The following is a 12,180-nucleotide window of genomic DNA, read 5'->3' on the forward strand; positions in this document are numbered from 1 at the left end:
GGGTTGCGGTGTTTTTAGAACGCCCTATAATGCGCCTCCACTGACCGGGAACAACGACTTCTTTATAGCAAAGCAGGTTGCCCAAGCAGGAAGCAGCAAGCCGGTGAAAATACCACTTCTTAATAAGAAAATGGCTTGACTCTTCAGCGGGAAAGCGTATTATCTGCCTCCCGCGTTACCGTGAAAGTTTCCGGTAACCAACGCTCTTTAACAATTTATCAGACAATCTGTGTGGGCACTCACAAGACGATATCCAGCTGCTTAGGCAGCAAAAAAATATCAAGTCTTGAAGAGTGACCAAGCAGTAATTCATGCGAATGAATTATTACGAAAGTTAATTTTCGAGCATCGCTTCACGAGTTGAAGCAAATCAAGCTTTTAATTGAAGAGTTTGATCATGGCTCAGATTGAACGCTGGCGGCAGGCCTAACACATGCAAGTCGAGCGGTAGCACAGGGGAGCTTGCTCCCTGGGTGACGAGCGGCGGACGGGTGAGTAATGTCTGGGAAACTGCCCGATGGAGGGGGATAACTACTGGAAACGGTGGCTAATACCGCATAACGTCGCAAGACCAAAGTGGGGGACCTTCGGGCCTCACACCATCGGATGTGCCCAGATGGGATTAGCTAGTAGGTGGGGTAATGGCTCACCTAGGCGACGATCCCTAGCTGGTCTGAGAGGATGACCAGCCACACTGGAACTGAGACACGGTCCAGACTCCTACGGGAGGCAGCAGTGGGGAATATTGCACAATGGGCGCAAGCCTGATGCAGCCATGCCGCGTGTGTGAAGAAGGCCTTCGGGTTGTAAAGCACTTTCAGCGAGGAGGAAGGGTTCAGTGTTAATAGCACTGTTCATTGACGTTACTCGCAGAAGAAGCACCGGCTAACTCCGTGCCAGCAGCCGCGGTAATACGGAGGGTGCAAGCGTTAATCGGAATTACTGGGCGTAAAGCGCACGCAGGCGGTTTGTTAAGTCAGATGTGAAATCCCCGAGCTTAACTTGGGAACTGCATTTGAAACTGGCAAGCTAGAGTCTTGTAGAGGGGGGTAGAATTCCAGGTGTAGCGGTGAAATGCGTAGAGATCTGGAGGAATACCGGTGGCGAAGGCGGCCCCCTGGACAAAGACTGACGCTCAGGTGCGAAAGCGTGGGGAGCAAACAGGATTAGATACCCTGGTAGTCCACGCTGTAAACGATGTCGATTTGGAGGTTGTGCCCTTGAGGCGTGGCTTCCGGAGCTAACGCGTTAAATCGACCGCCTGGGGAGTACGGCCGCAAGGTTAAAACTCAAATGAATTGACGGGGGCCCGCACAAGCGGTGGAGCATGTGGTTTAATTCGATGCAACGCGAAGAACCTTACCTACTCTTGACATCCACGGAATTTGCTAGAGATAGCTTAGTGCCTTCGGGAACCGTGAGACAGGTGCTGCATGGCTGTCGTCAGCTCGTGTTGTGAAATGTTGGGTTAAGTCCCGCAACGAGCGCAACCCTTATCCTTTGTTGCCAGCGATTCGGTCGGGAACTCAAAGGAGACTGCCGGTGATAAACCGGAGGAAGGTGGGGATGACGTCAAGTCATCATGGCCCTTACGAGTAGGGCTACACACGTGCTACAATGGCGTATACAAAGAGAAGCGACCTCGCGAGAGCAAGCGGACCTCATAAAGTACGTCGTAGTCCGGATTGGAGTCTGCAACTCGACTCCATGAAGTCGGAATCGCTAGTAATCGTAGATCAGAATGCTACGGTGAATACGTTCCCGGGCCTTGTACACACCGCCCGTCACACCATGGGAGTGGGTTGCAAAAGAAGTAGGTAGCTTAACCTTCGGGAGGGCGCTTACCACTTTGTGATTCATGACTGGGGTGAAGTCGTAACAAGGTAACCGTAGGGGAACCTGCGGTTGGATCACCTCCTTACCTAAAGATATTAGTTGAGTGCAGTGTCCACACAGATTGTCTGATGAAAAGTAATGAGCAAAAAACCTGTGGTATGGGTGGTTAAGTGCTGTGCGGTTTGTGGCTGTCAAGTGCAGTGACAAGTCACAATGGCGCTCGATTTTTCTTGAAAAATCTCACCTTTACCCGAAATTATCGAATCGGTGATTCGATAAGCAAATTTCGGGTCCCCATCGTCTAGAGGCCTAGGACACTGCCCTTTCACGGCTGTAACAGGGGTTCGAATCCCCTTGGGGACGCCAATTCGATAATGAGTGAAAGACATTATCACCGAATATCTTAAAGATGACTTTCGAGTCGTGTTTAAGATATTGCTCTTTAACAATCTGGAACAAGCTGAAAATTGAAACCTGACAGCTGAAACTTATCTCTCCGTAAAAGTATTGAGATAAGGACTAACCTGTCAGAGAGTCTCTCAAATGTTTGCAGCACGAACGATGGAAACATCTTCGGGTTGTGAGGTTAAGTGACTAAGCGTACACGGTGGATGCCTAGGCAGTCAGAGGCGATGAAGGGCGTGCTAATCTGCGATAAGTGTCGGTAAGCTGATATGAAGCGTTACAACCGGCAATACCCGAATGGGGAAACCCAGTGCAATTCGTTGCACTATCCTGTCATGAATACATAGTGGCAGGAGGCGAACCGGGGGAACTGAAACATCTAAGTACCCCGAGGAAAAGAAATCAACCGAGATTCCCCCAGTAGCGGCGAGCGAACGGGGAACAGCCCAGAACCTGAATCAGGGTGTGTGTTAGTGGAAGCGTCTGGAAAGTCGCGCAGTAAAGGGTGATAGCCCCGTACACTAAAATGCACATTCTGTGAGTTCGATGAGTAGGGCGGGACACGTGACATCCTGTCTGAATATGGGGGGACCATCCTCCAAGGCTAAATACTCCTGACTGACCGATAGTGAACCAGTACCGTGAGGGAAAGGCGAAAAGAACCCCGGCGAGGGGAGTGAAATAGAACCTGAAACCGTGTACGTACAAGCAGTGGGAGCCTTCTTAATGGGGGTGACTGCGTACCTTTTGTATAATGGGTCAGCGACTTATATTTTGTAGCAAGGTTAACCGAATAGGGGAGCCGTAGGGAAACCGAGTCTTAACTGGGCGTCTAGTTGCAAGGTATAGACCCGAAACCCGGTGATCTAGCCATGGGCAGGTTGAAGGTTGGGTAACACTAACTGGAGGACCGAACCGACTAATGTTGAAAAATTAGCGGATGACTTGTGGCTGGGGGTGAAAGGCCAATCAAACCGGGAGATAGCTGGTTCTCCCCGAAAGCTATTTAGGTAGCGCCTCGTGAACTCATCTTCGGGGGTAGAGCACTGTTTCGGCTAGGGGGCCATCCCGGCTTACCAACCCGATGCAAACTCCGAATACCGAAGAATGTTATCACGGGAGACACACGGCGGGTGCTAACGTCCGTCGTGAAGAGGGAAACAACCCAGACCGCCAGCTAAGGTCCCAAAGTCATGGTTAAGTGGGAAACGATGTGGGAAGGCACAGACAGCCAGGATGTTGGCTTAGAAGCAGCCATCATTTAAAGAAAGCGTAATAGCTCACTGGTCGAGTCGGCCTGCGCGGAAGATGTAACGGGGCTAAACCATGCACCGAAGCTGCGGCAGCGACGCTTAGGCGTTGTTGGGTAGGGGAGCGTTCTGTAAGCCGTTGAAGGTGGACTGTGAGGTCTGCTGGAGGTATCAGAAGTGCGAATGCTGACATAAGTAACGATAAAGCGGGTGAAAAGCCCGCTCGCCGGAAGACCAAGGGTTCCTGTCCAACGTTAATCGGGGCAGGGTGAGTCGACCCCTAAGGCGAGGCTGAAAAGCGTAGTCGATGGGAAACAGGTTAATATTCCTGTACTCGGTGTTACTGCGAAGGGGGGACGAAGAAGGCTAGGCTAGCCGGGCGACGGTTGTCCCGGTTTAAGCGTGTAGGGGGTGTGACCTGGTAAATCCGGTTGCATATCAACCCTGAGGCGTGATGACGAGTCACTACGGTGGCGAAGTGGTTGATGCCCAGCTTCCAGGAAAAGCCTCTAAGCATCAGGTAACACAGAATCGTACCCCAAACCGACACAGGTGGTCAGGTAGAGAATACTCAGGCGCTTGAGAGAACTCGGGTGAAGGAACTAGGCAAAATGGTGCCGTAACTTCGGGAGAAGGCACGCTGGCACGTAGGTGAAGAGACTTGCTCTCGGAGCTGAAGCCAGTCGCAGATACCAGCTGGCTGCAACTGTTTAATAAAAACACAGCACTGTGCAAACACGAAAGTGGACGTATACGGTGTGACGCCTGCCCGGTGCTGGAAGGTTAATTGATGGGGTTAGCGGCAACGCGAAGCTCTTGATCGAAGCCCCAGTAAACGGCGGCCGTAACTATAACGGTCCTAAGGTAGCGAAATTCCTTGTCGGGTAAGTTCCGACCTGCACGAATGGCGTAATGATGGCCAGGCTGTCTCCACCCGAGACTCAGTGAAATTGAACTCGCTGTGAAGATGCAGTGTACCCGCGGCAAGACGGAAAGACCCCGTGAACCTTTACTATAGCTTGACACTGAACATTGAGCCTTGATGTGTAGGATAGGTGGGAGGCTTTGAAGTGTGGACGCCAGTCTGCATGGAGCCAACCTTGAAATACCACCCTTTAATGTTTGATGTTCTAACTCTGCCCCATAATCTGGGGTGAGGACAGTGTCTGGTGGGTAGTTTGACTGGGGCGGTCTCCTCCCAAAGAGTAACGGAGGAGCACGAAGGTTAGCTAATCACGGTCGGACATCGTGAGGTTAGTGCAAAGGCATAAGCTAGCTTGACTGCGAGAGTGACGGCTCGAGCAGGTACGAAAGTAGGTCTTAGTGATCCGGTGGTTCTGAATGGAAGGGCCATCGCTCAACGGATAAAAGGTACTCCGGGGATAACAGGCTGATACCGCCCAAGAGTTCATATCGACGGCGGTGTTTGGCACCTCGATGTCGGCTCATCACATCCTGGGGCTGAAGTAGGTCCCAAGGGTATGGCTGTTCGCCATTTAAAGTGGTACGCGAGCTGGGTTTAGAACGTCGTGAGACAGTTCGGTCCCTATCTGCCGTGGGCGTTGGAAGATTGAGAGGGGTTGCTCCTAGTACGAGAGGACCGGAGTGAACGCACCACTGGTGTTCGGGTTGTCATGCCAATGGCACTGCCCGGTAGCTAAGTGCGGAAAAGATAAGCGCTGAAAGCATCTAAGCGCGAAACTTGCCTCGAGATGAGTCTTCCCTGGGCCTTTAAGGTCCCTGAAGGAACGTTTAAGACTAAGACGTTGATAGGCTGGGTGTGTAAGTGCAGCGATGCATTGAGCTAACCAGTACTAATGATCCGTGAGGCTTAACCTTACAACACCGAAGGTGTTTTGGATTTGAGAGAAAAGAGTCGGTTTTCAGCGAAAGTTCCGGATTGGTTCTGATGGCTGCACGCGAGAGAAGCGTGAGCGGTTGGGATGAAACAGAATTTGCCTGGCGGCAATAGCGCGGTGGTCCCACCTGACCCCATGCCGAACTCAGAAGTGAAACGCCGTAGCGCCGATGGTAGTGTGGGGTCTCCCCATGCGAGAGTAGGACACTGCCAGGCATCAAATAAGGTCGAAAGCCCCATGTGAAAGCATGGGGCTTTTTACTTTTCGTAAATAAATCATAATATTATTAATTAGTCACTTCCTTTGCTATTTTCAGACTGTGGTTGCTCCCGGTAAATGATTAAATATATCTAAGATCTTCGATTATTATATTCATAAAATCTTTAATTTTTATTTATAACCTAACATTTTCGTAGATAGTTAATATGACGGTTTTTTATATAGACCAGACCCTGTCTAAGAGAGGTGCTATGTCATATGATTATGATTTTCATGGATATTTATTTTTATTTATGAACTGAAAATTTAATAAGTAACCAGAAAAATCAAGCTGATAAAAAACAAATAATAGCCATAAGCGGCTAATCGAGTAGACTAGGTGGCAATTTATTCCGTAAGAGTATTTAAGTCATGTCTACTGAAAGCGCGTCATTAAAAAACCACAATACTTTTGCGCTCCCGGTCAACGCGGCGCATTTAGTTATTGCAGAACAAATTGAGATGATGATTAAGGCTTGGCAGAAGGCGCAAAAGCGCCAAGAGCCGTTTTTGGTCTTGGGGGAAGGAAGTAATGTCCTTTTCTTGGAAGACTTTGCTGGTACGGTCATTATCAATAAATTAAAAGGCATCGAGACTAGAGAGGAACAAGATGCTTGGCATCTACATGTCAGTGCAGGTGAAAACTGGCACCATCTAGTGAGCCATACGGTTAAGTGTGGAATGCCTGGATTGGAAAATATGGCACTGATCCCGGGCTTAGTTGGCTCTGCTCCGATCCAGAATATTGGAGCATATGGTATTGAGTTGCAGCAAGTATGTGAGTACGTCGATCTGCTAAACCTCAATACGGGCGGGATTGATCGTATGGATCCGCAACGCTGTGAGTTTGGTTACCGTGAAAGCATCTTTAAGCATGAGTTTAAAGAAGGCTATGTCATTGTGGGTGTTGGTTTACGGCTTAAGAAGCAGTGGGATCCGTTACTGAGTTATGGTGACCTTATTAAACTTGATCCACAGACAGTAACGCCACGGCAGGTATTTGATGCAGTGTGTGCGATGCGGCGCAGCAAGCTGCCCAACCCTCGTATTACAGGTAATGCAGGTAGCTTCTTTAAAAATCCGCAGGTAAGCGCAGAAGTTGCTGAGCGGATGTTCGTTCAATATCCTTCTATGCCGTATTATCCACAGGTAGATGGGCAAGTAAAATTGGCTGCTGGTTGGCTTATCGACCAATGTTCTTTAAAAGGTTATCAGGTTGGTGGTGCAGCAGTTCACTCGCAGCAAGCATTGGTGTTAGTGAATGCAAATAATGCCAGCAGTCAGGATGTGGTTGCCTTGGCAAGGCATGTGCGTAACACGGTCGCTGAGAGATTTGGTATTTGGCTGGAGCCAGAGGTGCGTTTTATTGGGGCTATGGGGGAATTGGATGCTGTAGAGGTGTTGTCATGAAGGATATCACAGTTCCTTTGAAGATTATCTCACTTCTAGCGGACGGCGAGTTTCACTCCGGTGAGAATTTAGGCGTACTTTTGGGAATGAGCCGAGCTGCCATTAATAAGCATATTCAAACTGTTCGGGAATGGGGTTTGGATGTATTCACTGTACCAGGTAAAGGTTATAGCCTACCATCCGCCCTCAACTTGCTAGACGCTGACAAAATACTCGGAATGTTGAAAGACAAGCGGGTCACTGTCTTGCCAGTTGTGGATTCAACGAATCAATATTTGCTGGATAGAATTAAGGAGCTGGTTTCTGGAGATGCCTGTATTGCAGAGTATCAGCAGGCTGGACGAGGGCGGCGTGGTCGCCAGTGGGTCTCGCCTTTCGGGGCTAATCTTTACTTATCCATGTTTTGGCGTCTTGAGCAAGGACCAGCAGCAGCCATGGGATTGAGTCTCGTTATTGGTATTGTGATGGCTGAGGTTTTGCAACGTCTGGGGGCAGATCAGGTACGTGTTAAATGGCCAAATGATTTGTACCTGAACGATCGGAAGCTAGCAGGTATTCTGGTTGAATTAACGGGAAAAACGGGGGATGCAGCCCAACTTGTATTAGGTGCTGGTATTAATATGGCAATGCGTGAAACCAATGCTGGTCGTATTGATCAAGGATGGGTCAATTTGCAGGAAGCGGGAATTAATATTGATCGAAATGAATTAGCGGCGACTTTACTTAACGAGCTACGTTTTTCGCTGCAACAATTTGAAATAGAGGGGCTTGCTCCGTTTATTTCTCGCTGGCGTGATTTAGACAATTTTATGGATCGGCCAATTAAACTTTTAATTGGTGAACAGCAAATTTTGGGTATTTGTCGTGGTATTGATCAGCAAGGGGCATTATTGCTTGAACAAGAGGGCGAGATTAAGCCTTTTATTGGTGGTGAAATATCTTTGCGTAGTGCGTAATGAATTCTAGAATTAAGAGAGGCCTTCGACCTCTCTTTTAAGTATTATTTTCTTAACCTAACAAACTCTACCGCGTGATTAGCACTTTTGGTCATAATTAAACTGGCACGCTCACGCGTTGGTAGAATGTTTTGCTTTAAATTCAATCCATTGATTTCTTTCCATAATTTTGTTGCAACACTAATCGCTTCTGTTTCGGAAAGTTTTGCATAATTATGAAAATAAGAATCAGGATCTGAAAAAGCACCCTGGCGGAATTTCAGGAAACGGTTGATATACCATGTCTGCAATAAGTCTTCAGGGGCATCAACATATATTGAAAAGTCGACAAAATCAGAAACAAATACACGATGGGGATCGTGCGGATAGTCCATTCCACTTTGCAGAACATTCAGTCCTTCCAAAATCAGAATATCGGGTTGTTCGATAACTTTATTACCGTGCGGAACGACGTCATAAATAAGATGGGAGTAAACGGGGGCAGTAACACGCTTCGCTCCAGATTTTACTTCTGAGACGAATTTCACCAAGCTATGTATATCATAAGACTGCGGGAACCCTTTTTTCGTCATCAGCCCGCGTTCATTAAGCACCTTGTTCGGGTGCAGGAAGCCATCAGTAGTAATCAACTCAACGCTTCGATGCTCTGGCCAACGGCTTAACAACGCTTGCAACAGGCGTGCTGTAGTGCTTTTGCCTACAGCAACGCTACCTGCGATGCCTATCACATAGGGAATACGCTGTCCGTCAGTACCAAGGAATTGTTCCAAGACGGCTTGGCGGCGCAAGTTAGAACTGATATAAAAATTTAATAGTCTTGAAAGCGGCAGATAGATCTGAGCCACCTCATCCAAAGAGAGATCCTCATTAATCCCTTTTAGTTTAACAATCTCTTCTTCTGATAACGTCAACGGTACCGAATCTCGCAACGCCGCCCATTGGGGGCGTTCGAACTGAAGGTAAGGCGTCGCTAAAGATTTATCTCTTTGTATCATAAGCCTAATTTTGCCTGTTTACGCAGGTTGGGAAAGGCGCTGGACGCCAAACTCAGATAATAAACAAGCTGCATATTATAGACAGGTTGGTTTTAGGCGTAGACTTTTTTAAAAAATGTTGTCGATCTGCATGATTTTATGTCAATAGTGCGAACCGGTGCTCAATTGATAAAAAACGCGTTGCAAAGCGACAACACTGACAAACAATACCGGTCAAGCTGTAACGGAAGTCTGGTTAATTGATAACAGGCGTTTATAGTAAATCGCTGTTGGGTAGTAGTAACCATCTGGCGCTGCGGCGTAATCTGGCAACTCACCAATATATTGGTAACCTAGAGAACGATACAGATGTTCTGCTACAGAGCCAGCTTGGGTATCGAGGTATAATAAACCTCTGCTTTGAGCCAAGGCTGACTTTTCCAATTCTTTCATCAGTTCTCGACCAATACCACTGCGGCGTGCATGGCTGTGTACCAAAAGTTTTTGTACTTCAGCCCGGTTGAGCCCATTAGGTTTTTGGCACAATGAGAGCTGAACCGTGCCAATGACACCACTTTCGTCCTTGGCAATCCATAGAAGCAGTTGTTCCTCAGCTAGTGCTGGGCACAGGCTATGGAAGTAGCTTGCAGCCTCTTCATGAGGGATTTTCGCAATGTAACCCACTGAAGCACCTTGTGTTATTGCATCGACAAGCACAGATGCCAGCTCTTTAGCATAAATAGGGAGTGCAGCTGCATTGATCCGAATAATATTCATTGCTCATTCTTACTTGTGAAAGGGGAAATGAAGGTAGAGCAATAAACATACCAACGTGGTGTCCCAGACCTAACGAAGTAACATTCAGGGATTAAGAGTGGCATGAAGTTGTGTCTCTACTGCCAGCAGTGCTCGCGTGCCGTTCAGGGAAACAACCCAATGCATCATAGTGCAACATTTGTCTCTTAGTGGTGCAATGGGGTGGATGATTTCTTGTGATGTTATTTAAGCAGGGTGATCCAAATGGCGAAATGCATGGGCGGCTCTTGCGAAAAATAGAGGGACGTACAAAAATGATACCTGCGACTGGTTACTAATTGTGCTATTTATCTGGCGAATTGCTGACTAACTGCTGGAATCGGCTGATTTATGAGCGATAGTGCATGGAACGCAATTTTTTTGTTGCATAGGTCGTCAGGTCTACCTAGAATGCGCAGCACTTGATGCCGGCTTAGCTCAGTAGGTAGAGCAACTGACTTGTAATCAGTAGGTCACCAGTTCGATTCCGGTAGCCGGCACCATTCAAGTAAGAGTAATTAAAATTAGGTGGGGTTCCCGAGCGGCCAAAGGGAGCAGACTGTAAATCTGCCGTCACAGACTTCGAAGGTTCGAATCCTTCCCCCACCACCAAATTCAATCTTGACAGTGCAAAACAGCATAATTGTCAGGATGAAGGTGAAAGCCTTCAGCAAAAATCGCGCTAGGTGGCGTTAAGTTGCCAGCACGAAGGGTGAAGAGCAAAGCGACGAACAATCCTTCTCTACACCTATAAATTCTGCAGAAAAGTCAGGTAGCCGAGTTCCAGGATGCGGGCATCGTATAATGGCTATTACCTCAGCCTTCCAAGCTGATGATGTGGGTTCGATTCCCACTGCCCGCTCCAAGATGTGCTGATATAGCTCAGTTGGTAGAGCGCACCCTTGGTAAGGGTGAGGTCGGCAGTTCGAATCTGCCTATCAGCACCACTTCTTATCTTCTCGCCCCTGATTTTCTTTCTGTTTCTGGATTCAACAGGCAAATGCCTGGCTGATGTGGTGATACCACCGATTTATCCGTGTCTTAGAGGGACAATCGATGTCTAAAGAAAAGTTTGAACGTACAAAACCGCACGTTAACGTCGGTACTATCGGCCACGTTGACCACGGTAAAACTACCCTGACTGCTGCAATCACTACCGTTCTGGCTAAAACCTACGGTGGTAGCGCTCGTGCTTTCGACCAGATCGATAACGCACCAGAAGAAAAAGCACGTGGTATCACTATCAACACTTCTCACGTTGAGTATGACACCCCGACTCGCCACTACGCACACGTTGACTGCCCAGGGCACGCCGACTACGTGAAAAACATGATCACCGGTGCTGCTCAGATGGACGGCGCTATCCTGGTTGTTGCTGCGACTGACGGCCCAATGCCTCAGACTCGTGAGCACATCCTGCTGGGTCGTCAGGTTGGCGTTCCTTACATCATCGTATTCATGAACAAATGTGACATGGTTGATGATGAAGAGCTGCTGGAACTGGTGGAAATGGAAGTTCGTGAACTTCTGTCTGCTTATGACTTCCCTGGTGATGATCTGCCAGTTGTTCGTGGCTCGGCTCTGCAAGCGCTGAATGGCGTGCCAGAGTGGGAAGCGAAGATCATTGAGCTGGCTGGTCATCTGGATTCTTACATCCCAGAGCCAGAGCGTGCGATTGACAAGCCATTCCTGCTGCCAATTGAAGACGTATTCTCCATCTCTGGTCGTGGTACCGTTGTTACTGGTCGTGTTGAGCGCGGTATCATCAAGGTTGGCGAAGAAGTTGAAATCGTTGGTATCAAAGACACTGTTAAGTCTACCTGTACTGGCGTTGAAATGTTCCGCAAACTGCTGGACGAAGGCCGTGCGGGTGAGAACGTGGGTGTTCTGCTGCGTGGTATCAAGCGTGAAGATATCGAACGTGGTCAGGTTCTGGCTAAACCAGGTTCTATCAAGCCGCATACCCAATTTGAGTCAGAAGTGTACATCCTGAGCAAAGAAGAAGGTGGTCGTCATACTCCATTCTTCAAAGGCTACCGTCCACAGTTTTACTTCCGTACAACTGACGTGACCGGTACCATCGAACTGCCAGAAGGCGTAGAGATGGTAATGCCTGGCGATAACGTGAACATGGTTGTTACCCTGATCCACCCAATCGCGATGGATGACGGTCTGCGTTTCGCAATCCGTGAAGGTGGTCGTACCGTTGGCGCAGGTGTTGTTGCTAAAGTTATCGCTTAATTGCTGATAATATTTGACGCAACATGCGCTAAAAGGGCATCATCTGATGCCCTTTTTCTACGCTGTGAACTAGAACCTATCTCATCAGCGATTTTGCAGTCATAATCATTGGTGAGATGGGCTCTTAAACCGTATTGAATGAAATGCGTCATAGCGTAAAACACCGAGATCCTGCCAAATGGCATTTTATCGGTTC

Annotated in this window: 5 protein-coding genes, 5 tRNA genes and 3 rRNA genes; 11 read left to right on the top strand and 2 right to left on the bottom strand. The window is 48.2% G+C overall.

Annotated elements, in window-relative coordinates; translation table 11 throughout:
• Window positions 1-379 precede the first annotated feature (379 nt).
• From OK023_RS00270 to birA, 6 genes are all read left to right on the top strand, one after another.
• Window positions 380-1,921, top strand: a 16S ribosomal RNA gene (locus OK023_RS00270).
• 205 nt (window positions 1,922-2,126) lie between these two features.
• Window positions 2,127-2,202: transfer RNA gene (locus tag OK023_RS00275), tRNA-Glu, on the top strand.
• Window positions 2,203-2,420: 218 nt separating this feature from the next.
• A 23S ribosomal RNA gene (locus OK023_RS00280) occupies window positions 2,421-5,330 on the top strand.
• A 119-nt stretch (window positions 5,331-5,449) separates the two neighbouring features.
• Window positions 5,450-5,565 (top strand): 5S ribosomal RNA (rrf, locus tag OK023_RS00285).
• The 16S, 23S and 5S rRNA genes sit together here with 1 tRNA gene alongside, the layout of an rRNA operon.
• Window positions 5,566-5,980: 415 nt before the next feature.
• On the top strand, window positions 5,981-7,018 hold the full coding sequence (gene murB, locus OK023_RS00290) for a UDP-N-acetylmuramate dehydrogenase (RefSeq protein ID WP_317694212.1): 1,038 nt from the start codon (window positions 5,981-5,983) through the stop codon (window positions 7,016-7,018).
• The gene (birA, locus tag OK023_RS00295; RefSeq protein ID WP_317694213.1) at window positions 7,015-7,974 is read left to right on the top strand and encodes a bifunctional biotin--[acetyl-CoA-carboxylase] ligase/biotin operon repressor BirA; all 960 of its coding nucleotides are present in this window, start codon (window positions 7,015-7,017) and stop codon (window positions 7,972-7,974) included. The genes murB and birA overlap by 4 nt, the downstream gene beginning before the upstream one ends.
• 44 nt (window positions 7,975-8,018) lie before the next feature.
• Here the strand turns inward: birA and coaA are convergent, their stop codons facing one another.
• Both coaA and OK023_RS00305 read right to left on the bottom strand, forming a co-directional pair.
• Window positions 8,019-8,969, bottom strand: a complete 951-nt coding sequence (gene coaA, locus OK023_RS00300) for a type I pantothenate kinase (protein WP_317694214.1) — start codon at window positions 8,967-8,969, stop codon at window positions 8,019-8,021.
• 213 nt (window positions 8,970-9,182) lie between these two features.
• Window positions 9,183-9,725, bottom strand: coding sequence for a GNAT family N-acetyltransferase (locus OK023_RS00305; protein ID WP_317694215.1), 543 nt, complete (start codon window positions 9,723-9,725; stop codon window positions 9,183-9,185).
• A gap of 445 nt (window positions 9,726-10,170) precedes the next feature.
• Here OK023_RS00305 and OK023_RS00310 point away from each other — a divergent pair.
• From OK023_RS00310 to tuf, 5 genes are all read left to right on the top strand, one after another.
• Window positions 10,171-10,246 (top strand) — tRNA-Thr (locus tag OK023_RS00310).
• A 24-nt stretch (window positions 10,247-10,270) separates the two neighbouring features.
• Window positions 10,271-10,355, top strand: a tRNA-Tyr gene (locus OK023_RS00315).
• A gap of 178 nt (window positions 10,356-10,533) precedes the next feature.
• Window positions 10,534-10,608: transfer RNA gene (locus OK023_RS00320), tRNA-Gly, on the top strand.
• A gap of 6 nt (window positions 10,609-10,614) precedes the next feature.
• Window positions 10,615-10,690: transfer RNA gene (locus tag OK023_RS00325), tRNA-Thr, on the top strand.
• Between the two features lie 109 nt (window positions 10,691-10,799).
• On the top strand, window positions 10,800-11,984 hold the full coding sequence (gene tuf / locus OK023_RS00330; RefSeq protein ID WP_317694216.1) for an elongation factor Tu: 1,185 nt from the start codon (window positions 10,800-10,802) through the stop codon (window positions 11,982-11,984).
• The last annotated feature ends 196 nt before the right edge of the window (window positions 11,985-12,180 follow it).

Origin of the sequence: Serratia sp. UGAL515B_01, assembly GCF_033095805.1 — a bacterium.
Taxonomy (GTDB): Bacteria; Pseudomonadota; Gammaproteobacteria; order Enterobacterales; family Enterobacteriaceae; genus Chania.